The sequence below is a fragment of the Sedimentitalea sp. genome (genome assembly GCF_039973035.1).
In the GTDB taxonomy this organism is placed as follows: Bacteria; Pseudomonadota; Alphaproteobacteria; order Rhodobacterales; family Rhodobacteraceae; genus Sedimentitalea.
Genome location: NZ_JBDWLR010000087.1, coordinates 1 through 19,994, shown reverse-complemented (window position 1 = coordinate 19,994; position 19,994 = coordinate 1). Strand labels below are relative to the sequence as shown.

The following is a 19,994-nucleotide window of genomic DNA, read 5'->3' as shown; positions in this document are numbered from 1 at the left end:
GCGCCTGCAATCCATGCTAGGAAAGGGTGCGCGCCCTAGCTGTCGTAGTCAATCGCGTGTCGCAGTTGTTTTTCGAACTCCAAGGCCTTTCCAGTGCCCAGAGCGACACAATTGAGGCTTTCGTCAGCGATCGACACGGCGAGACCTGTCTGTTCGCGCAGTGCAAGATCCAGGTCGCCCAAAAGCGCACCGCCGCCGGTCAGCATCACGCCACGATCAACGATGTCCGCCGCCAGATCCGGTGGAGTTGTTTCCAACGCAGTCATGACCGCTTCGCAGATTTGCTGGACCGGCTCTGACAGGGCTTCGGCAACCTGCGCCTGGCTGACTTCGAGTTCTTTGGGCACACCATTCAACAGGTCGCGACCGCGAATTTGCATGGAGGCACCGCGTCCGTCATCGGGCATTCTGGCGCTGCCGATGCTTGTCTTGATGCGTTCGGCAGTGCTTTCGCCGATCAACAGATTCTGCTGGCGGCGCAAATAGGAAATAATCGCTTCGTCCATACGGTCGCCACCCACACGGATCGAGCGTGCATAAACGATGTCGCCGAGACTCAGCACCGCGACCTCGGTGGTGCCGCCGCCGATATCCACGACCATGTTACCGGTCGGATCGGTGATCGGCATTCCTGCCCCGATGGCTGCGGCGATAGGTTCTGCGATCAGACCTGCCTTGCGGGCGCCCGCACTCAGAACCGAGGTTCGAATCGCCCGTTTTTCAACCGGTGTCGCGCCGTGCGGAACACAGACGATGACCTTGGGCTTGGAAAAGGTCGAGCGGCGATGAACCTTGCGGATAAAGTGCTTGATCATCTCTTCGGCGGTGTCGAAATCCGCGATCACGCCTTCGCGCATGGGGCGGATGGCCTCGATCGAACCGGGGGTTCTGCCCAGCATCAGCTTGGCGTCTTCACCGACGGCCAGCACCCGCTTGACGCCGTCCTTGACGTGATAGGCGACGACCGAAGGCTCGCTCAGGATGATGCCGCGTCCTTTGACGTAGACCAGCGTGTTGGCGGTTCCGAGATCTATCGCCATGTCTGAGGCGAAAAGTCCGCCAAAATTCCCGAAGATCGACATGCACGTGGTCCTGTAGGTTACTGCAATTGGGCCTGCGACTCGTACCGAGCCAAGCCGTGCATCTTATATGCCTGTGCCGGGATGTGTGAAAGGTCCGAATTCTTGCCGATCAGCGCATTATTGCCCGTCTCTGGCGCGGTCAAATATCTTGGTTTGAAGGGAAAAACGGTCCAAACGGTGCGAAAAATGCCGTCTTTCTGCGTTTTCGGGCCCAAGGTTGCCGCTACGTGCCCTTGCTCCATTGCGACGTCAGGCTTGTCGGACCCCCGCAGCGGTTCTAGGTTTAAGGAAAGTCGTACAGGGCAAAGACCCATGCCGACAACAAGGAGAGTGATATGACTAGAGTTCTGATTGGCGCGACATTCATCTTGGGGCTGCTTTGCACAGTCGCCACCGCAGCGCCATTGAAGCTGAAACCCGCCAGTCCGCAGCCTTCATCGGTGAAGAGCGGGCTGAATGTGACCTATGGATATTCCGAAACCAAGTTCAAGATGTTGTCGCGCGGCAAGCAGATCATTGCCGCGAACCCGCAGCGCGGCAAGCCGCTGCGCGGGCTGGACTATCGCGAAAAGGAGTTTGGTGAAAACAATCTCACCGCGACGCAGCCTTGGTATTTTGCGGCCAAGATCAAAGGGTACTATCGGTTTGATGCGCCGGGTGTTTACGATATCGAGATGTACACGAATGACGGCATCGATGCTCGTATCGGCGGCCAGCGGGTCGGTCATATTTCCGGCATCACAAGCGGTTGTGAGACGACAGTTGTGGCACAGGTCGAGGCACCGTCGGCCGGCTGGTATGATCTGGATATTCTCTATTTCCAGAATGCCGGAACGTCCTGCCTCATGATGAAGGCAGGACCCACCGGGCAAAAGCGTAGCTGGGTGCCAAACAGCGCGTTTGGTCGATGAGACTGACGCGGTTTTACCGCGCCGTGGGTGACAGCAGGTACATGGCCTGAAGCGCTGCGCCCGGTTCGGCACCGGGCATCACGGCATCAAAAAACTCGCGCATCTTTCCGTTGTTGAAGAGGTCCGAGATAGAGGCGTCAACAAGCAGGCGGAAATCGGCGTCGCCGCGCGCCATCGCCAATCCTTGTTTTTCGATTGTCAGGATCTCGTTCGAGATCATCAACTCGCTTGCCTTGGGGCTGGATTGGAACAATCCCATCAGAATTGACTGATCCGCGAAGTAGGCATCGATTTCCTTGCTCTCCATCGCAGAAATGCCGTCAGCGTGGTTCTCGAACGTGATCACCTCTGCAGTCAGATTTGCAGCGCTAAGCGACAGATCAAGCGCTTCTTCGGTTGTCGTCGCTGCGCGAACGCCGAGCTTTTTGCCGGCAAGGTCTGACAGAGAGCCCTGCACCCCATTGGGAAGAAGGATCGCAGTGCCGTCGACATAGACCGGGTCAGAGAAATCGACAATCTCGCGTCGATCCAGTGTGATGGTGGCCGCGCCGCAGAGCAGATCAATTTCGCCGCTCGCCACCTTTTCGAAACGGTCCTCAGTCGTCACAGGGACAAAGGCGACATCCAGATTTTCAAGCTTCAACGCGTTGGCGATGGATTGGGCAACACTGACGCAAACCAATGGCGTATATCCCGCAGGGTTCCCGTCTTCCTTTTGATAGGACAGCGGCGCAGCGTCAGTCCGATAACCCAGGTTCAGCTCACCCGTTTCGAGAATACGATCCAGCGTCTGCGCCCCTGCGGGGAGAGCGAGGAGAGCAGAGGCGATCAGCGAGGGTAAAATATGGCGCACGGAACGTTCCTTGTATTTAAAGTTGTGCGAACTTTACCCGCTGGTTGTGCATATGCCACCCCAAAACGAGAAACGCGCACGGGATGAACCGTGCGCGTAAAAACGTTTGATGCAAGGACCGGTCGCGTCAGGATACGTCCTTGTAGCTGATCTCGCGGACATCGCTGCCGGGCGCGGATTTTTCCCGCCGCATGATCAACCGATTGAGCGCGTTGACATAGGCCTTGGCACTCGCAACCACCGTGTCAGTATTGGCGGATTGACCTGTCGAGATCATGCCGTCCTCTTCCAGCCGCACCGATACAGTCGCCTGAGCATCGGTGCCCTCGGTGACCGCGTGGACCTGATAAAGCTGCAGATGCGCGGCATTTGGGTGAAGATCACGAATGGCCTTGAACGCGGCATCGACCGGGCCGTCACCGTGGGCCGTGGCGATGGCGTCCTTGCCGCCGATTTCCATCTCGATGGTGGCTTCGGCAGGGCCGCCGGTACCGCAGACAACCTTCATCGACACAATTTGCAGATGGTCGTTTTCAGGGTCTTCGCCGGCGCGCATGAGTGCAACGATGTCATCGTCGAACACTTCTTTCTTGCGGTCAGCCAGTTCCTTGAAGCGGACAAAGAGGTCCTTGAGTTGGTTATCACCCACCTCGAAACCAAGTTGTTCCAGTTTATCTCGCAACGCAGCGCGGCCAGAGTGCTTGCCCATCACGAGGTTGGATTCCGTCAGGCCCACATCTTCGGGGCGCATGATCTCGAAATTCTCGGGATTCTTGAGCATTCCGTCCTGGTGGATACCCGATTCATGGGCAAAGGCGTTCTTGCCGACGATGGCCTTGTTGAATTGCACCGGAAAGCCGCTCACCGTGGCGACACGGCGGCTGATGTTCATGATCCGGCTGGTATCAACGCCCGTGTGCCAGGGCATGATGTCGTGACGCACCTTGAGCGCCATGACCACTTCTTCGAGTGCGGTATTGCCTGCACGTTCGCCAAGCCCGTTGATCGTACATTCAATCTGTCGCGCACCACCGGCAACGGCGGCAAGGCTGTTGGCGGTCGCCATGCCAAGGTCGTTGTGACAATGGGTGGCAAAGATCACCTCATTGGCACCAGGGACCTCGGCAATCAGATTACGGATCAAATCGGCGCTTTCGACCGGGGCGGTATAGCCCACGGTGTCGGGGATGTTGATGGTGCTGGCCCCGGCCTTGATCGCGATCTCGACGACGCGTTTGAGGTAATCCCATTCGGTCCGCGTGGCATCCATCGGCGACCATTGCACGTTGTCGCAAAGGTTGCGGGCATGGGTCACGGTCTCGTGGATACGGTCAGCCATTTCGTCCTGTGTAAGGTTCGGAATGGCCCGATGCAACGGAGAGGTGCCGATAAACGTGTGGATCCGAGGCTGCCTGGCATTCTTGACCGCCTCCCAGCAGCGGTCGATATCGCCGATATTGGCGCGGGCAAGTCCGCAGATCACGCTGTTGCGGGAATTTGCGGCAATCTCGCTTACGGCCTTGAAGTCACCTTCGGAGGCGATGGGGAAACCGGCCTCGATGATGTCTACGCCCATTTCGTCGAGCAGCCCGGCGATTTCAAGTTTTTCAGCATGGGTCATGGTCGCGCCGGGGCTTTGTTCGCCGTCACGGAGTGTGGTGTCGAAGATCCATACGCGATCTTTGTCGGTTGTCTGTGTCATGTCGGGTTCTTTCGTATCTGTCCTAAAGCCAATGGCGCGCAGGCTGCATCCTCTGAGCGGGCGCGCCAGATGGCACGCTCAGAGGCGCGTTAGGATCAGTAGGCCGCACAGCGACGCCCCGCCATAGGCGGTCGCGAAAAGGGTATGTGCGGCGTTTGTCATGGGAACAGCTTATATCGGCGCGGTTGAAAATGAAAAGGCTGTTTTTCGATGCAATGCTTCGTAGCTATCAGCGCCATGGCCTTGAAGCCTATTCCTGTGGGGCCGGTGCCTCGGCTTTCAGGGCACCGTTTTCCCACTCGCCGCTTTCCTGCTGACCGCTGGCATAGCGCATGGTGCCTTCGCCGTGGCGCTTACCTTCCAAGAATGACCCTTCATAGACGTCGCCGTTGGAATAGGTCGCCTTGCCTTCACCGCTGATTTCGCCATTGCTCCAGGCACCTTCGTAGGTGAACCCGTTCTGCATTACGATCTTACCTGTGCCCTGACGCGCGCCCTTTTCGAACTGCCCCTCATAAACCGAGCCATCCGCATAGGTCGCCTTGCCCAAGCCTTGACGCTGGCCGTCCACCCAGTTGCCCTCATAACGATATCCGTCGGAATAGGTCATGACACCCTCGCCGTGGTTGAGCGCGTTCTTGAATTCGCCCGTGTAGACAACGCCGTTGGGGTAGATCGCTGTCCCGGTGCCTTCGATCACGCCCGCGGTCCAGCTGCCTTCATACGATGACCCGTCCGGATAGGTGATCTTGCCAGTGCCGTCTGCCAGATCATCGCTGAATTCGCCGACATAGATCGATCCGTCGGGATAGGTCACCTGACCGTTTCCGGCAATCTTTCCGGATTTCCACGCTCCGGCATAGATATAACCGTCGGAACCGGTGAACGTGCCGGTTCCGTCGCGTTGGTCCTCGGCAAAATCACCTACGTAGCTGTCGCCGTTTGCGTAATCGACCCGGCCTTTGCCCTGCCTGCGGCCCCCAACGAACTGACCGGTGTATTTGTCGCCATTGGGTTGAACGAGGGTGCCGGTCCCGTCGAACTGACCGTTTTTCCATTCGCCTTCGTAAATCAGGCCGTCCGGCAGCGTCAGTTTGCCCGTGCCCGCACGTTTTCCAGCTAGGAGTTCACCTTCGTAAACAGCGGAATCGGCGTAGGTAATCACGCCTGCGCCTTGTTTGACCCCGTCAATCCACTCGCCGACATACTCGTAACCATCAGGGTTGTGCATAGTGCCTTTCCCGTGGTGCTGGGCATTGCGAAATTCACCTTCGTAGCGCACCCCGTTGGAATACACCGCAACGCCGCGCCCATTGATGGTTCCGTCGTCCCATTCACCTTCATAGGTTCCGCCATCGGCAAAGATGATCTTGCCTGTACCTTGTGGTTTTCCCTTGGCAAAGGTGCCTTCGTAAACCGAGCCGTTGGGGAAATGCGCCACACCGGTGCCGGAGATTTCACCATCCACCCATTCGCCCTTATATTCATAGCCGTTGGGAAGCGTGTAGGTGCCCGTGCCGTGTTGCAGCCCGCCGCGAAACGTACCTTCATAGACGCCGCCGATGTCGTCCTGCGTGGTCAGGACCTGCTCGGTCTGCGCCATCAGCGGGCCGGCGGGCCCTAAAGCCAGCACCACCATTGCGGTCGCTGAAAATCGACGAATTGCGGTCGGAAATGTCATGAGATGTCCTGCTGCCCGATGTGCTGACGACTTTTGCGCCCTGTGGGGCGAAATTAAGCGAGCCTGCGACATTGAGCAATGTCTTTTGCCGCTGCTCTCTTTCACTCGGGCGGTGATCTGCTAAATGGCAGGTAATGGTTCTGGGCACGAGGGCAGTATGGCTGACCGATTTCGCATAACTCTGGCGCAACTCAATCCGGTTGTCGGTGATTTGGCTGGCAACGCAACCAAGGCCCGTGCCGCGTGGGAGCAGGCCCGTGAGGCGGGTGCCGACCTTGTGGCGCTGCCTGAAATGTTCATCACCGGCTACAACGCGCAGGATCTGGTGATGAAACCGGCCTTCCATACCGCCGCGATCGAAGCTGTGCGTGCACTGGCGGTGGACTGTGCCGATGGACCGACGATGGCGATTGGTTGCCCGTGGGTCGAGGGGACCGAGCTTTTCAACAGCTATCTGATCCTCAACGGGGGGCGGATCGCCAGCACCGTGCTCAAGCATCATCTGCCAAACGAAACCGTGTTTGACGAAGTGCGGATTTTTGACGCGGGTCCGCTGGGTGGCCCCTATGCGGTCGGCAATGTGCGCATCGGCTCGCCGATATGCGAAGACGCCTGGCACGAGGACGTCGCCGAAACGCTGGCGGAAACCGGTGCAGAGTTTCTGTTGGTCCCCAACGGCTCGCCCTATTACCGAAATAAATTCGAAACGCGGCTTAATCACATGGTCGCGCGTGTCGTCGAAACCGGTCTGCCGCTGATCTACCTGAATATGGTGGGCGGACAGGATGATCAGGTCTTTGACGGTGGCAGTTTTGCATTGAATCCCGGTGGGGAACTGGCGATGCAGATGCCGCTGTTTGACGAGGCGATCACCCATCTTGATCTGGAACGCACGGATGCCAGATGGCGGGTTCTGCCCGGTGTCGAGCATGCCCATGCAGACGAATACGAACAGGACTATCGCGTGATGGTCACCGGTTTGCGCGACTACATGGCGAAATCGGGTTTCAAGAAAGTGTTGCTGGGCCTGTCCGGCGGTGTGGATAGTGCCATCGTCGCGACGATTGCCGCAGATGCGCTTGGTCCCGAGAATGTGCGCTGTGTGATGCTGCCATCAGAATACACCAGCGACGAGAGCCTTGCCGATGCCGAAGCGGTCGCAACGGCACTTGGATGTCACTATGACTATGTGCCGATCAGCGAAGGGCGTGCGGCAATCACCAACACGCTTGCCCCGCTGTTTGAAGGCACGGAGCCCGGGCTGACCGAAGAGAACATTCAATCCCGTTTGCGGGGGTTGCTGCTCATGGCGATGAGCAACAAGTTTGGCGAAATGTTGCTGACAACTGGTAACAAATCCGAAGTCGCGGTTGGATATGCCACGATCTATGGCGACATGGCGGGCGGCTATAACCCGATCAAGGATCTCTACAAGACCCGCGTGTTTGAAACCTGCCGCTGGCGCAATGCCAACCATCGCGACTGGATGATGGGACCTGCGGGCGAGGTGATCCGCCCCAATGTGATCGACAAACCGCCAACCGCAGAATTGCGCGAAGACCAAAAGGACAGCGACAGCCTGCCGGATTATCCGGACTTGGACGCGATGCTGGAAATCCTTGTGGATCGGAACGGTTCAATTTCCGATTGCGTCGCGGCCGGATTTGATCGGGCCACGGCCCAAAAAGTCGAACGGTTGATTTACATGAGCGAATACAAACGGTTCCAGTCTGCGCCGGGTCCGCGGCTGACCAAGGGGGCGTTTTGGCTCGACCGGCGCTATCCCATCGTCAACCGCTGGCGCGACCCCAGCTGATCGCGGTGGCTGGTGGCAGGCCGCAAAGCCTGCCACGGGGGCCTTAAAGCATCAATTGATAGCTTTGCGGGACATAGTGAAACCCGTCGCCGCGCGTGTCGACATATCCGACGCCGGGCCAGGGCATGTGGTACCCGATCATTGGCATCTTTTCTGAGGCCAGCATGTTCAACACGCTGCGCCGGGTCTCGGCCGCCTTCTCCTTGTCCATGTCGAATTTCACTTCCCAATCAGGATAGGCCAACGACCAGACATAGTGGTTGGTGAAATCCGCGCCGACCAAGAGTTGCTTGCCGCCGCTATCAAGCAAATAACCCATATGCCCCGGCGTGTGGCCAAAAGCATCCATTGAGGTAATGCCACTTACCACATCTGTGCCGCCTTCGATAAAGGTTGTCTGTTCGGCAAGCGGACGCATCTGCGCCTCAAACGTATCGTTGCCTGCCTCGCCCCAGAAATTGTATTCGGCGGAGCCTGTCACATAGCGGGCGTTGGGATAGGTGGGCGCGCCGTCATGCATCAAGCCACCAATATGATCGCCGTGCATGTGGGTGATGACGACGATATCGACCATATCAGGCGTATATCCGGCCGCTGCCAGCGCGGCGGTGGTGTTCGCAGCGGAAAGCCCGGTGTCAAACAAGACCAACTCTGAACCGGTGTTCACAACCGTCGGCGTAAAGAAGAACTGCGCCTGATCGATCGGCAGATGTGCTGCGTCTGCGGCGCCCTTGAACTCCTCGGCAGACACGTTCATTCCGAATATCGTCTGTGGATCGGGTACTGCTCGGCTCCCCGCGAGGATCGTGGTGACCTCAAGGTCTCCCAGCGTAAAGCGATTGTAGGGCGCGCTTCCGGCACCCATCATGGGGGCGGCGGCGCGGGTTTGTGTGGCAGCAGCCACCAACGGCAGAGCGGCGGCTCCGGCGAGTGCGGCGCGGCGGGTCAGTCTGGTCATCAGGCATTCTCCATTGATCGGTCCATTTATCACACGATAGGGCAGAATCGGAAAATGGCCAGAACGAGGTTCGTGGTTTGGTTGCACGCACAGACATGTGATAGGTCCGTGGCATGGCCGAGATCAAGACACAGCCCACCGAAGTCGCCGTCAGCGCGTTCCTTGCAAGCGTCGAGCCACGGCGCCGGGCCGAGGATGGTCTGAGGCTGGAAAAGTTGTTTCGAGAGGTCACCGGCTTTGAGCCCCGCATGTGGGGGCCGAGCATTGTTGGCTATGGGCGATACCACTATGTCTATGCGAGCGGTCGGGAAGGCGATTTTCTCGCCACTGGATTTTCGCCCCGCAAGGCGGCTCTGTCGATCTACATCATGCCCGGATATGCCGATTTCGGAACAATACTGAACCGCCTTGGAAAGCATCGCATCGGTAAGTCCTGCCTTTACGTAAACAAGCTGGCTGATATCGACTTGGACGTGCTGGCGGAACTGATCCGTGCGGGGTTGGATGATCTGGAAACACGCTGGCCGGTCCTGCCGGAATAGGCCCGCCATTTGGTGCTCTCACTGGACAATGACACGTCCTTGTGACAACAGGTCGCCGAACAGGAGACTCCCATGACAACCACCCGTTTTGCCCCTTCGCCAACCGGCTATATCCATGTCGGCAACCTGCGCACGGCGCTGATGAACTTTATGATTGCGCGCAAGTCGGGCGGGACCTTCATCCTGCGCATCGACGACACGGATCCGGAGCGCTCCAAAGAGACTTACGTGGATGCGATCAAGGAGGACCTCGACTGGCTGGGCCTGCATTGGGATCGGGTCGAGCGGCAATCCGAACGGCTGGATTGTTACGCGGATGCGGCGGATCGCCTGCGCGAAATGGGTCGGTTCTACGAGGCCTTCGAGACACCGACCGAGCTTGATTTGAAGCGCAAGAAGCTGCTGAACATGGGCAAGCCTCCGGTCTATGATCGCGCGGCGTTGCAGTTGAGTGAAGCCGAGAAAGACGCGATGCGGGCCGAACGCGGCGATGGGGTCTGGCGGTTCAAGCTGGATCAGGAACGGATCGAATGGGCCGATGGTATTCTGGGCGATATTTCGATTGATGCGGCCAGCGTCAGCGACCCGGTGCTGATCCGTGGTGATGGGCAGGTGCTCTATACCATCGCGTCCGTGGTCGATGACACCGAGATGGGCGTTACTGATGTGGTGCGCGGATCGGATCATGTGACCAATACAGCGACACAAATTCAGATCATGCAGGCGCTCGGGGCAGAGCCGCCGCGCTTTGCGCATCATTCGCTGCTGACGGGTCCGCAGGGCGAAGCACTGAGCAAGCGGTTGGGAACACTGGCGTTGCGCGATCTGCGCGAACGCGGTGTGCAGCCGATGGCGCTGTTGAGCCTGCTGGCGCGGCTGGGCTCAAGCGATCCGGTGGAATTGCGTAGCAGTCTTGATGAGCTGATCGAAGGGTTTGATATATCCCGCTTTGGCAGTGCACCAACCAAATTCGACGTCGAAGATCTGTTCCCCTTGACCGGTCACTATCTGCAGGGTTTGCCGTTGTCGGACGTTCGCGGCGCAGTCTCTGCCGCTGGTGTGCCGGATGATCTTGCCGAAGCCTTCTGGCTGATGGCGCGGGACAATATCACCACGCTGGGTGATCTTGAGAAATGGTGGACCCTGTGTAGGGACGGTGCCGAGCCTCTGATCGCGCATGAAGACCGCGAGTTTGTCGCGCAGGCCATGTCGCTGTTGCCAGAAGCACCATATCATGCGGAAACGTGGAGCACTTGGACCGGTGCTGTAAAGGCGGCGACGGGGCGCAAGGGCAAAGGCTTGTTCATGCCGCTGCGCAAGGCGGTGACAGGGCTTGAGCGCGGACCGGAAATGGCGGCACTGATGCCGTTGATGCAAGTGGTACGCGCGCGGACCTGATCAGCCGTTCGTTTGTGCTGTGTCTGAGGGAGCCTCCGGCGGGAGTATTTCACCAAAGCTGAAGCGCTGCTCGTTTCAGCCTTTTGGTGGGGCGACAATACGGGCGTTCAGTGCGGCGAGGCGGTCGTCGACAAAGCCGCTTTGATCTGCGGTCAGTTGCTGGCGGCGCGGATAACGTGGGGCTCTGCGGTCGTCGAGAATGGGAGAATCCCAGCCCGTCGTCGTGGCAAAGAAACGATCTGCGCCAGCTTCGCCAAATTCGCGCAGATAGCCCTGGATCACCACATCGAGATAGCTGAGCAGGATCGGATAGCGGTCAGTTGGCGCGGTGTGCCGGGATTCCGGAACGGCATAGACGGCGACTTCGATGGGCTTGCTGACGGGGTGGTTAACCGATCCTGTGGCTGGAAGTCGGTCATAGGCCCATTCACGTTGATCCAATGCGTCCCAGTCGGCACCGGGCACATGGGCAATCAACCCATCAATTTCTGTTCCGGGCGCAGGTATGGCCGTTAGGAAGGCGACCGGGCGAAAATCGGTGTGACGCCAGGCGCGGCACCAACCGCTCAGCCGGGCAGGGTGGGGATCCGTGAAGTCGTGCGTCGCCCGGTTCACGAGGCTACCATATCCGAAAAAATAGGGTTCTGCCGTCATTCGGTTATGCCTTGCCGCAATTGATGTATGTCAAACCGTCTTTTCGCGCGATGTGCGACAAGTTGCAATCCGAACCATTCGGGGAGCATGTCTATGAGGATTACCAAGAGAACGAATATCGCAGTCCGGCTGCTGATGTATTGTGCCGCCAACAGCGAGCGTCTGGTCACCAAGACCGAGATTGCGGACTGTTGCAAAGTGTCGGAGAACCATCTGGCGCAAGTGATCAATCAGCTGAGTCAGCTCAGATATCTGCATACGCAGCGCGGTCGCAATGGCGGCATGACGCTTGGGCGCGAGGCCGAGAAAATCCGGATCGGCGATGTGTTTCGCGATATCGAAGGCGAGCCTCCGATCACGGAATGTTTTGCCGATGCGGACAATAGCTGCCCGCTGGTGGCGTCCTGCCGCCTGAGGCTCGCGTTGAAGGATGCGGTCACGGCATTTTATGAGAGCCTTGACGAGATCACGCTGGATGCGCTGGTGTGCGACAACACTGATCTGTTGAAAATCTTGCAACCGGTCAGCTGTTCACGCTGACTATTCGCGTCCACGCAGGACTTGGGCGGGACGGCTCGCCAATGGACGCCAGGCAAAACCGAGCCCTGCCAGAAGCGTTGCCAGAATGCCGCCGATCACAATACCCAGAGCAGAGGGCCAGATCACGGTGAAGCGGGTATCCATGATGAAATGGCTGACCGCCCATCCCCCTGCGATGCCTGCCGCGAGCGCGACACCGCCTGCAGCTGCACCAAGGATGGCAGCGCGTAAGGCAAAGCTGGCGAGGATGCGGGCCCGTGCTGCGCCCAGCGTTTTCAGCAACGCTGCTTCGTAGGTGCGGGCCTGTTCGCCGGCCGCGGCAGCACCGATCAGGACGAGGAAGCCGGTCAACAGCGTCGCTGCGGCGCCATAGGATGTCGCCGCAGCCAATCCTGCAAGGACGTCCGAGGCACGATCAATGGCATCGCGCACGCGGATGGCTGTGATGTTGGGATAAGCGTTGGCAAGGTCGCGGAGAATCTGTGTTTCCGCGTCTTCTTCGGCGTAGACCGTCGCGATGAAGCTGTGCGGCGCCCCGGCCAGTGCCGATGGGCTCATCGACAGGACAAAGCCAAGGCCCCCGGTCGAAAAGTCCACTTCGCGAAAGCTGGCAATGGTGGCGGTGATATCACGGCCCAGAATGTTGACTGTCAGCGTGTCGCCAAGGTTCAGGCCCAGCTCGGCGGCCTCTTCTGCAGCAAAGCTGATCAGGGGTGGGCCATCGTAGTCGGCTGGCCACCATTCTCCGGCGACGAGTCGCGTGTTCTCCGGCATTTCGGCGGCGTATGTCAGGCCACGATCGCCTTCTACGACCCAATGCCCCGGCGCGACCTCTTGAGCGGGTTTGTCGTTGATCTTGGTGACGACACCGCGCAGCATCGGTGCGGTTTCCACGCGGCTTACGGCGGGGTCTGTTGCAAGACGCTCGGTGAAGCCGTCGATCTGATCCTGTTGGATATCAACGAAGAAATAGGATGGTGCAATTTCGGGCAGGTTTCCGGAAATGGCGTTGCGCAGGTTGCCATCGATCTGCCCGACCGCTGCGAGGACCGACAGGCCAAGGCCGAGCGACAGAACAACCGAAGTTGCGCCTTCGCCGGGGCCGGAGATTGCGGACAACGCCCATCGCAGCGACGGTCGTCCGCGCGCGATGTTGCCGCCGCGCCGCGCGAGTGCGCGGATCAGTACGGCGGAGATCGCCAAGAGGGTCAAGGCAAAGGCGAGCCCGCCGGTGGTCCACAGTGTCAGTCGCGCGGTCCCACTGAACCATGCGGCAAGGCCAATCAATGTGGCAAGGCCGACGCCAAGTGCGATCAGGTATCGGAGCGGCGGCAGCAATCTGGCAGACCCGAGGGCATCGCGGAACAGGGTTGCGGCACGGACCTCTTCGGTGCGGGCCAATGGCCAGAGGGTGAAGATCAACGCCGTCAGTAGCCCATAAATTCCGGCCTCTGCGAGGGGTGCGGGATAAATGGTAAAGGCTGCGGGAATTGGGAGTTGTGCCTCGATCAGGGGAGCAACGAGGATTGGTACCATTGCGCCGAGGATCAGGCCAAAGGTGATCCCCACAATCGACAGCAGGCCGATTTGCAGAAAATAGGTCTGAAAGATCGTCGCCCGGTCCGCTCCAAGTGTGCGCAGTGTCGCGATCACGCTGGTCTTGCCGACAAGATAGGCGCGGACTGCGGCAGATACACCGACACCGCCGACGGCAAGCCCAGACAGGCCGACAAGAACGAGGAATGAGCCCAGACGGCTCACGAACTCCGCAACGCCCGGTGCGCCGTTGCGGGCGTCGGACCATCGCAGCCCCGAATTCTCGAAACGGGCGCGGGCCTCGGTGGCGAGCGTGTCGAGATCGCTGTCAGGGGGGAGGGTGAGACGGTATTTGGTTGAAAAGAGCGAACCGGGCGCCAAGAGGCCCGAGTCCGCCAATGCTTCGGTGGCGACCAGCGTTCTGGGGCCAAGTCCGAACCCTTCGGATGCACCATCGGGTTCATGCACCAGCGTGCCCATCAGCACGAAGTCTTGCGTGCCAAGGCGGAACGTATCATCGGCGACAAGGCCGAGACGGTCCATCAATACCCGGTCCATGACCGCACCGGGCAGGCCTTCGCGCCCGGCGAGAGCCTGATCGAGAGATATGTCGGGGGACAGGCGCGCGGTGCCGATCAGGGGATAGGCGTCATCGACGGCCTTGACCTGTGTCAGGCCGCGCTCGGTTTCGCCATCACGCGACACGACCGCCATGGACCGGAAATCGACAATCTCGGATATTTCAGTGGCCGTGTCCCGCATCCAGAGGCGCTCGTCATCAGAGGCAAAGCGATAGGTGAACCTCATCTGGGCATCGCCACCCAAGAGCGCAGCCCCTTCGCGGGTCAGCCCGGCCTCGATAGAGGCGCGGATCGTGCCGATGGCGGCAATCGCGGCGACCCCAAGCGTCAGACAGGCGAGAAAGATGCGGAAACCATGCAACCCGCCGCGCAGTTCGCGCCGGGCAAAGCGCGAGGCGAGGCGCAGACTCATTCCGCCGCCTTTCGGTCAGCCTGTGGCGTGATGTAGCCGTCGCGCAGGCGGATCACTCGGTCACAGCGCGCGGCGAGTTCGTTGGAGTGGGTCACGAGTATCAGCGTCGCGCCATGCCGATCACGCAAGCCGAACAACAGGTCCATGATCGCGGCGCCGTTGGCCTCGTCCAGATTGCCGGTGGGTTCGTCTGCCAACAGAATATGAGGGCGCGGGGCAGAGGCACGGGCGAGGGCCACACGTTGCTGCTCGCCGCCCGACATCTGGGCTGGATAGTGATTGGCGCGACTGGCGAGACCCACTGTTTCCAGTTCGGCCGCGGCACGGTCAAAGGCATCTTTTGCACCGGCCAGTTCAAGCGGCGTGGCGACATTTTCGAGCGCAGTCATGGTGGGGATCAGATGAAAAGACTGAAACACCACGCCCATGTGATCACGGCGGAACCGGGCCAGCGCATCTTCGTCCATTGTGGTCAGGTCGTGCCCGAGCGCGGTGATCGATCCGGAACTGGCTTTTTCGAGACCACCCATCAACATCAGAAGCGAAGATTTGCCCGATCCGGATGGTCCGATCAGGCCGAGCGTTTCCCCTCGGTTCACGTCCAGAGAAATTGAGTGCAGGATATCGACGGGCCCGGCATTGCCATTCAGCGACAAAGAGGCATCTTTGAGAGAGAGGATTGGCTCGGTCATGGGCCCCGGTTCATTAGGTGTAATAGATGGCATATGGAGTATTTGGAGAAATACGCAAGGTCTTGGCTGGCATTGTATTACCGGTTTACGGGATTGTGGCCAATGCCGAGCCGGTGACCATTGCTGCACTGGGGGACAGCTTGACCCAGGGATACGGGCTGATGCAACAGGACGGCTTTGTGCCACAGTTGCAGGCGTGGCTGACTGCCAATGGCGCGGATGCGGTGATGATCAATGCGGGCGTTTCGGGCGATACGACCGCTGGCGGCGCATCGCGTGTGGCGTGGACGCTGACGCCCGATGTAGATGGGATGATTGTGGCACTGGGCGGCAACGACCTGCTGCGCGGGATTGCGCCGGAGGTGAGCAGGAGCAATCTCGACAAGATCCTTGCGGCTTCGTCGCAGGCCAACGTGAATGTCTTGCTGATCGGGATGCAGGCACCGGGCAACTATGGCCCCGAGTACAAGGCAACTTTTGACGCAATCTATCCGGATCTGGCCGAGCAATATGGTGCGCTGTACGAGCAAAACTTTTTCGCGGGCATTGCCGGTGAAACCTCTGATCCGGCAGAGATGCAAACCTATATGCAGGACGACGGAATACACCCCAATCCGGAGGGTGTGCAGCGGATCGTCGAGGTGATCGGACCACGTGTTCTTGATCTGATCGATCGAATCGGGATTGCGAACTAGGCGATGCCGGGCCGGGTTTTCCTGACCGAACCACCCAAAGCAATCGCCGCGACGTTTGGTCAAGAGGTCACGCCCATCGCCGATGAGAAACCCCGATACAATATCGCACCGGGGCAAGATGTCGTTACACTGACCGAGGCAGGCCTGACCCGGATGCGGTGGGGGATGATTCCCGTAGGGCGGGTCAATGCAAGGGGACGGCCTGTGATGGAAACCATCGTCAATGCGCGTTCGGAAACCGTGTTTGACAAAACCGCGTTTGCCGGTGTCGGACGCGCGGTTTTGCCCGTCAATGGTTGGTACGAATGGACAGGAGAGAAGCGGCGCAAGACCGCTTGGCGGATTACGCCGAAGGCCGGAGGTCTGCTTTGTTTTGCAGCAATCAATGATGTCTGGAAGGCGCCAGGCGGGCAGAAACTGCACCAGATTGCGACCGTGACCTGCGAGCCCTCTGGGGACGTGCGAGGTGTTCACCATCGCATGGCCGTAGTCCTCGAGCCAGCGCAGGTGTCGATCTGGTTGCGCGCGCCAGAGGATGAATTGAAGGAGTTGATGCGCCCATGGCCCGATGGGCGGCTTGCGATTGAACCAGCGACGGATGTCAACTGGGACGCGCCCTGACACCGGGTGCTTGATCTTGAACCTGAAACCTCGGCTTCAGGAAGATCAAGTTAGCGGCAAACAGACGTTCATGCGTGTTTCAGGAGCGGGTCGGCAATCACCAGAGCAAAGGCACCTGATTTGCGCCACTTGGGTCAAAGCACTGTGACGACCGTGCCGATGGGAACCCGCTGATACAGATCAATCACGTGATCGTTCAGCATCCGGATACAGCCGTTTGACGCAGAATGACCGATCGTCTCGGGTTGCGTCGTTCCGTGGATGCGGAAATAGGTATCGACACCGTTCTGGAACAGGTACAGCGCGCGGGCGCCCAGTGGGTTGTCTGGCCCCCCCGGTTGCACATAGTCATTACCCTTGAAGCGACCATAGGTCTGGGGGCTGCGTTCGATCATCTCATCCGTCGGACGCCAGGTCGGCCATTCTTTCTTGACGTCGATTGTAGCTGTGCCGGTGAATTCAAGGCCCGCTTTGCCAACCCCAACGCCATAACGGATCGCCTTGCGCGGTTCAGTCACGAAATAGAGATAATAGGAGCGTGGCAGGATCAGCATCTGCCCGGGCTGGAAATCCTTCTTGATCCGTACGACTTGAGGGGTGGGATCGAAGTCTTGGTCTTGCGCAGCCGCGAGACTTGGGGCGATTGCGGCGGCCGAAGTCGTGGCGAGAAAGGATCGGCGTGTGAACATGTCGGGCCTCTGATCTTGGTACAAGTGATACTTGTTATGCATATTTGGCTGTTGTGGCGGTTGGGTCAATGGTCTGGCGGGCTTGAACGGCCCAGCGTGGCAAGGGCTGCGGCTGTGAAGGCACAGGTTGCGATCCATCCGAAAAACCAGAAACGTCCCGCCATGACGGCTTCACCGTATGAGGCGGCAAAGGCGTCCTTGCCTGCGCGGGCGAGCATGTAGGCCGCGATTGCCAGCAGGACCGATAGCACCAGCGTCGCGCCTTGGGGGAGGCGCACGCGGCCTGCGATCCATGCCAAGCCAAGGCCGATGACCAATCCGATCCAGATTACCTTGTCCGCCCAGAACGGATGCGCGCCGAGGGTTTGCGTGATGCCCGTCAACTGTGCGGCAGCGGCGGCGATCAGGGGTATGAGGATAAATATGATCTTGGACATATCTGGTCGTTTACAGCGGATCCGCGTGCAACGTGAGAGGGCTCACACACGTGTGCACCCACGCGATCACAGGTCAAACCCCATACGACCGGCGACCCAGATCATCGCGCTGTAAAGCAGGATCGTCAGAACGCAACCGAGCCCGAGAGCGACCCAGAACGACCAGCCGCGATTGAGAAGGGCAGGAATCAGCAGGAACATCGGTAGAGATGGCAACACGTACCAGAAGGTCGCGAGTGAATGTTGCGCCATGTTCAACGCATCCGGTTTGCCGCGCCAGAGCCAGATCATCCCCAGAACCGAGATCAACGGCAACGAGGCGATCAGCGCACCAAGTGCGGGTTGCCGTTTGGCGACCTCGGACACGATGGCGATGATCAGGCCCGAAAGCAGCGCCTTGGTCAGGAAATACCACATGTAACGACTGTGCCGCTTTGACGGTCGCGTGGCAATCATCCGTTGGGCGCATGAAAAAAGGCGGGCCAAAGCCCGCCTTTCCAAAATCTCTCCGGTTGGTAACCGGTATCAGGCGAGCGCCAGGTTTGTTGCGCTCTCGCGGCCATCGCGGCCTGCTTCGATGTCGAAGGTCACTTTCTGGTTGTCGGCCAGACCGGTCAGGCCTGCGCGTTCAACAGCAGAAATGTGGACGAATACGTCCTTTGCGCCACCATCGGGTGCGATGAAGCCGAAGCCTTTAGTAGAATTGAACCATTTCACGGTGCCAGTGGCCATATCCGTGGTCTCCTGTTTTAGTTTGCTGTCCGCGGAAGTGCGACAGCCCGGCGTGGTTGGTCTGGATCGAAGACTGGCCGGCCTATAGAGGGAGACAGTGGGTCGAAAAAGATAACGTTAGCGTTTTGGCGTATCGCATTTCGTCCTTCATCACGCAAGAGAAATTGTCGAGCATGAGCAAGGTGGCGGGAAGGTGCCGGTCCGGGTATAGCGGTGATCGCCGGGCGCAGGCCAGCCAGCGGCGACTGCGGACTGTCTTTTTGCACGAAAAAAGTGTATGGTTGCAATATGATATCGGTAAAGAGGAGGGGACGATGACCTATATCACGATCACCACCTGGGAGATTTCCGACGGAACCGACTATGACGTTGCGATGCAGAATATTCGCGACAAGCGGATGCCTGCCTTAAAAGAACTCGGTGCGACGCGGGTAAGCGTTGTGCGCACGAGCGAGCGAACCAGTGCCGCGATCACCGAATGGCCTGATGCTGCGACTCGGGACGCGGCGGAACGGGCGATCGAGGCGGTGCGAAGCAAGATCCACGCAGAGGATTTCTCGCGAATGACCGGTGAGATGAAGGGGCAAGTCGTCGCCGAGGTTTGAGGTTTGGTAGCTAGCTGACTGATTCAATTCCGGGCTTTGCGCTTGGGTCCCAGCGGAAACGCCCCGCGTTTTCGTCGCTACCGGAGCGTGTCGGCCCTCTGCGGCCTCAATCGCTCCACGCGAACGATTGCAAGACGGCCTTCGACCCGCGGTCGGGCGCTGGAAAATTCAAACGTCGCTCTACTACGCGAACCGTCTGTAATCCTTCTTGGAGTTTGTAAGTGAATATAGTTCTGCTATGGTTTCGCTTGGGAGACCTAGATCTTCGATAGAATGGATCGGTTTCAAGCCTTTAGGGACAATTCGCCCTGTTTTTCCTGTAACGAAAATCGGCGCCAGCTCTCGAAGATACCGGACTTCCGAAAAGCCGAATTGACGGGTGTCTCTCCTCACTGATGAGAATATTGCATTAGCTCCGATATCGGACAACGCCATCAATAAGCTATCCTTCTTGTTAACAGAAGAAATCGAAAAACGGTCAATATTTCTGATCGAAGTGGCGCGAGAATCTAGAGGGTTGTTCTGAATTTTCTCAATAAATGATAGCAATGAGCTATACTGTTGCTCGCGTGCTTCCAACTGGATGCGTGTTTGCTTTGCTGGTATCTGAAAGGCCCCCATCGCGTCGCCAATTCGTTCCAGTTGGTATTGCATGACCTTGTTGTAGTAGTGTGTTGGTGTGGTTTTCGCTGAGGCAAGGTAATTTAAAAGACTAAGTGTCACATCCCGGACGATAGTATGGCTGTTTCTCAAACAATTCCGGCTTGAGTTTGTGCCAGTCCTTCATGGCTTGCAAGGGCGTTTTGCTGCCTAATGCTGACTGCGGAAGCTGCTGGTTGTAAAGCCAAACGTAGCGA

General features: G+C 58.8%; 21 protein-coding genes and 1 pseudogene. 8 read left to right on the top strand and 14 right to left on the bottom strand.

Going from position 1 to position 19,994, the window contains the following annotated elements; genetic code table 11:
- Positions 1-35: 35 nt before the first annotated feature.
- Positions 36-1,082, bottom strand: a complete 1,047-nt coding sequence (locus tag ABJO75_RS22055; RefSeq protein ID WP_348125942.1) for a rod shape-determining protein — start codon at positions 1,080-1,082, stop codon at positions 36-38.
- Between the two features lie 335 nt (positions 1,083-1,417).
- On the opposite strand from ABJO75_RS22055, the gene ABJO75_RS22050 reads away from it, so the two are divergent.
- Positions 1,418-1,993, top strand: a complete 576-nt coding sequence (locus tag ABJO75_RS22050) for a hypothetical protein (protein ID WP_348125940.1) — start codon at positions 1,418-1,420, stop codon at positions 1,991-1,993.
- Between the two features lie 13 nt (positions 1,994-2,006).
- Here the strand turns inward: ABJO75_RS22050 and ABJO75_RS22045 are convergent, their stop codons facing one another.
- The 3 genes from ABJO75_RS22045 to ABJO75_RS22035 all read right to left on the bottom strand — a co-directional run bounded on the left by ABJO75_RS22045 (position 2,007) and on the right by ABJO75_RS22035 (position 6,229).
- Positions 2,007-2,846: an amino acid ABC transporter substrate-binding protein gene (locus ABJO75_RS22045; protein ID WP_348125939.1), complete on the bottom strand. Its 840-nt coding sequence runs from the start codon at positions 2,844-2,846 to the stop codon at positions 2,007-2,009.
- A gap of 127 nt (positions 2,847-2,973) precedes the next feature.
- Entirely contained in the window at positions 2,974-4,548 is a 1,575-nt protein-coding gene (locus ABJO75_RS22040; RefSeq protein ID WP_348125938.1) for a 2-isopropylmalate synthase, read from the bottom strand.
- A 250-nt stretch (positions 4,549-4,798) separates the two neighbouring features.
- Positions 4,799-6,229 carry a 2-isopropylmalate synthase gene (locus ABJO75_RS22035; protein WP_348125937.1) on the bottom strand — a complete coding sequence of 477 codons (1,431 nt, stop codon included), beginning with the start codon at positions 6,227-6,229 and terminating at the stop codon, positions 4,799-4,801.
- Positions 6,230-6,386: 157 nt separating this feature from the next.
- On the opposite strand from ABJO75_RS22035, the gene ABJO75_RS22030 reads away from it, so the two are divergent.
- On the top strand, positions 6,387-8,045 hold the full coding sequence (locus ABJO75_RS22030) for an NAD+ synthase (RefSeq protein WP_348125936.1): 1,659 nt from the start codon (positions 6,387-6,389) through the stop codon (positions 8,043-8,045).
- Between the two features lie 43 nt (positions 8,046-8,088).
- Here ABJO75_RS22030 and ABJO75_RS22025 read toward each other — a convergent pair whose 3' ends face one another.
- Positions 8,089-9,003, bottom strand: coding sequence for an MBL fold metallo-hydrolase (locus tag ABJO75_RS22025; RefSeq protein WP_348125935.1), 915 nt, complete (start codon positions 9,001-9,003; stop codon positions 8,089-8,091).
- Positions 9,004-9,116: 113 nt separating this feature from the next.
- Here ABJO75_RS22025 and ABJO75_RS22020 point away from each other — a divergent pair, with 113 nt between their 5' ends.
- Together ABJO75_RS22020 and gltX are read left to right on the top strand one after the other, a co-directional pair.
- Complete coding sequence (locus ABJO75_RS22020; protein ID WP_348125934.1) at positions 9,117-9,545, top strand: DUF1801 domain-containing protein; 429 nt, start codon at positions 9,117-9,119, stop codon at positions 9,543-9,545.
- 72 nt (positions 9,546-9,617) lie between these two features.
- Positions 9,618-10,943 (top strand): glutamate--tRNA ligase, encoded by a 1,326-nt coding sequence (gene gltX, locus ABJO75_RS22015; protein ID WP_348125933.1) that lies wholly within the window; start codon positions 9,618-9,620, stop codon positions 10,941-10,943.
- A gap of 75 nt (positions 10,944-11,018) precedes the next feature.
- Here gltX and ABJO75_RS22010 read toward each other — a convergent pair whose 3' ends face one another.
- Complete coding sequence (locus ABJO75_RS22010) at positions 11,019-11,597, bottom strand: gamma-glutamylcyclotransferase family protein (protein WP_348125932.1); 579 nt, start codon at positions 11,595-11,597, stop codon at positions 11,019-11,021.
- 93 nt (positions 11,598-11,690) lie between these two features.
- On the opposite strand from ABJO75_RS22010, the gene ABJO75_RS22005 reads away from it, so the two are divergent.
- The gene (locus ABJO75_RS22005; protein ID WP_348125931.1) at positions 11,691-12,137 is read left to right on the top strand and encodes an Rrf2 family transcriptional regulator; all 447 of its coding nucleotides are present in this window, start codon (positions 11,691-11,693) and stop codon (positions 12,135-12,137) included.
- Here ABJO75_RS22005 and ABJO75_RS22000 read toward each other — a convergent pair whose 3' ends face one another.
- Positions 12,138-14,666, bottom strand: a complete 2,529-nt coding sequence (locus ABJO75_RS22000; RefSeq protein ID WP_348125930.1) for an FtsX-like permease family protein — start codon at positions 14,664-14,666, stop codon at positions 12,138-12,140.
- On the bottom strand, positions 14,663-15,358 hold the full coding sequence (locus ABJO75_RS21995; protein ID WP_348125929.1) for an ABC transporter ATP-binding protein: 696 nt from the start codon (positions 15,356-15,358) through the stop codon (positions 14,663-14,665). The genes ABJO75_RS22000 and ABJO75_RS21995 overlap by 4 nt, the downstream gene beginning before the upstream one ends.
- Positions 15,359-15,384: 26 nt before the next feature.
- On the opposite strand from ABJO75_RS21995, the gene ABJO75_RS21990 reads away from it, so the two are divergent.
- Together ABJO75_RS21990 and ABJO75_RS21985 are read left to right on the top strand one after the other, a co-directional pair.
- Complete coding sequence (locus ABJO75_RS21990) at positions 15,385-16,053, top strand: arylesterase (RefSeq protein WP_348125928.1); 669 nt, start codon at positions 15,385-15,387, stop codon at positions 16,051-16,053.
- 3 nt (positions 16,054-16,056) lie between these two features.
- Positions 16,057-16,674, top strand: coding sequence for an SOS response-associated peptidase (locus tag ABJO75_RS21985; RefSeq protein ID WP_348125927.1), 618 nt, complete (start codon positions 16,057-16,059; stop codon positions 16,672-16,674).
- Between the two features lie 134 nt (positions 16,675-16,808).
- Here the strand turns inward: ABJO75_RS21985 and ABJO75_RS21980 are convergent, their stop codons facing one another.
- From ABJO75_RS21980 to ABJO75_RS21965, 4 genes are all read right to left on the bottom strand, one after another.
- A complete protein-coding gene (locus ABJO75_RS21980) occupies positions 16,809-17,363 on the bottom strand; it encodes a L,D-transpeptidase (protein WP_348125926.1) in 555 nt (184 codons plus the stop codon).
- Between the two features lie 65 nt (positions 17,364-17,428).
- Complete coding sequence (locus ABJO75_RS21975) at positions 17,429-17,800, bottom strand: hypothetical protein (protein WP_348125925.1); 372 nt, start codon at positions 17,798-17,800, stop codon at positions 17,429-17,431.
- Between the two features lie 66 nt (positions 17,801-17,866).
- The gene (locus tag ABJO75_RS21970; protein WP_348125923.1) at positions 17,867-18,256 is read right to left on the bottom strand and encodes a DUF3147 family protein; all 390 of its coding nucleotides are present in this window, start codon (positions 18,254-18,256) and stop codon (positions 17,867-17,869) included.
- Between the two features lie 69 nt (positions 18,257-18,325).
- On the bottom strand, positions 18,326-18,532 hold the full coding sequence (locus ABJO75_RS21965; protein WP_348125921.1) for a cold-shock protein: 207 nt from the start codon (positions 18,530-18,532) through the stop codon (positions 18,326-18,328).
- Positions 18,533-18,846: 314 nt separating this feature from the next.
- Between ABJO75_RS21965 and ABJO75_RS21960 the strand changes: the two genes are divergently transcribed.
- The gene (locus tag ABJO75_RS21960) at positions 18,847-19,137 is read left to right on the top strand and encodes a hypothetical protein (RefSeq protein WP_348125920.1); all 291 of its coding nucleotides are present in this window, start codon (positions 18,847-18,849) and stop codon (positions 19,135-19,137) included.
- A gap of 183 nt (positions 19,138-19,320) precedes the next feature.
- Here the strand turns inward: ABJO75_RS21960 and ABJO75_RS21955 are convergent, their stop codons facing one another.
- Both ABJO75_RS21955 and ABJO75_RS21950 read right to left on the bottom strand, forming a co-directional pair.
- Entirely contained in the window at positions 19,321-19,860 is a 540-nt protein-coding gene (locus ABJO75_RS21955) for a hypothetical protein (RefSeq protein ID WP_348125919.1), read from the bottom strand.
- Positions 19,850-19,994, bottom strand: a pseudogene (locus tag ABJO75_RS21950) (IS481 family transposase); the annotation flags it as partial. The gene ABJO75_RS21955 and the pseudogene ABJO75_RS21950, both read right to left, overlap by 11 nt.

Bases quoted from the DNA above. Each gene is read 5' to 3' on its own strand.
- ABJO75_RS22020 (WP_348125934.1), top strand. From the start codon at position 9,117: ATGGCCGAGATCAAGACACAGCCCACCGAAGTCGCCGTCAGCGCGTTC.
- ABJO75_RS22040 (WP_348125938.1), bottom strand. From the start codon at position 4,548: ATGACACAGACAACCGACAAAGATCGCGTATGGATCTTCGACACCACA.
- ABJO75_RS21975 (WP_348125925.1), bottom strand. From the start codon at position 17,800: ATGTCCAAGATCATATTTATCCTCATACCCCTGATCGCCGCCGCTGCC.
- ABJO75_RS22050 (WP_348125940.1), top strand. From the start codon at position 1,418: ATGACTAGAGTTCTGATTGGCGCGACATTCATCTTGGGGCTGCTTTGC.
- ABJO75_RS21970 (WP_348125923.1), bottom strand. From the start codon at position 18,256: ATGATTGCCACGCGACCGTCAAAGCGGCACAGTCGTTACATGTGGTAT.
- ABJO75_RS21980 (WP_348125926.1), bottom strand. From the start codon at position 17,363: ATGTTCACACGCCGATCCTTTCTCGCCACGACTTCGGCCGCCGCAATC.
- ABJO75_RS21985 (WP_348125927.1), top strand. From the start codon at position 16,057: ATGCCGGGCCGGGTTTTCCTGACCGAACCACCCAAAGCAATCGCCGCG.
- ABJO75_RS22005 (WP_348125931.1), top strand. From the start codon at position 11,691: ATGAGGATTACCAAGAGAACGAATATCGCAGTCCGGCTGCTGATGTAT.
- ABJO75_RS22030 (WP_348125936.1), top strand. From the start codon at position 6,387: ATGGCTGACCGATTTCGCATAACTCTGGCGCAACTCAATCCGGTTGTC.
- ABJO75_RS22010 (WP_348125932.1), bottom strand. From the start codon at position 11,597: ATGACGGCAGAACCCTATTTTTTCGGATATGGTAGCCTCGTGAACCGG.
- ABJO75_RS21965 (WP_348125921.1), bottom strand. From the start codon at position 18,532: ATGGCCACTGGCACCGTGAAATGGTTCAATTCTACTAAAGGCTTCGGC.
- ABJO75_RS22055 (WP_348125942.1), bottom strand. From the start codon at position 1,082: ATGTCGATCTTCGGGAATTTTGGCGGACTTTTCGCCTCAGACATGGCG.
- ABJO75_RS21990 (WP_348125928.1), top strand. From the start codon at position 15,385: ATGGCATATGGAGTATTTGGAGAAATACGCAAGGTCTTGGCTGGCATT.
- ABJO75_RS22025 (WP_348125935.1), bottom strand. From the start codon at position 9,003: ATGACCAGACTGACCCGCCGCGCCGCACTCGCCGGAGCCGCCGCTCTG.
- gltX (WP_348125933.1), top strand. From the start codon at position 9,618: ATGACAACCACCCGTTTTGCCCCTTCGCCAACCGGCTATATCCATGTC.
- ABJO75_RS22000 (WP_348125930.1), bottom strand. From the start codon at position 14,666: ATGAGTCTGCGCCTCGCCTCGCGCTTTGCCCGGCGCGAACTGCGCGGC.
- ABJO75_RS21960 (WP_348125920.1), top strand. From the start codon at position 18,847: ATGACCTATATCACGATCACCACCTGGGAGATTTCCGACGGAACCGAC.
- ABJO75_RS21995 (WP_348125929.1), bottom strand. From the start codon at position 15,358: ATGACCGAGCCAATCCTCTCTCTCAAAGATGCCTCTTTGTCGCTGAAT.
- ABJO75_RS22035 (WP_348125937.1), bottom strand. From the start codon at position 6,229: ATGACATTTCCGACCGCAATTCGTCGATTTTCAGCGACCGCAATGGTG.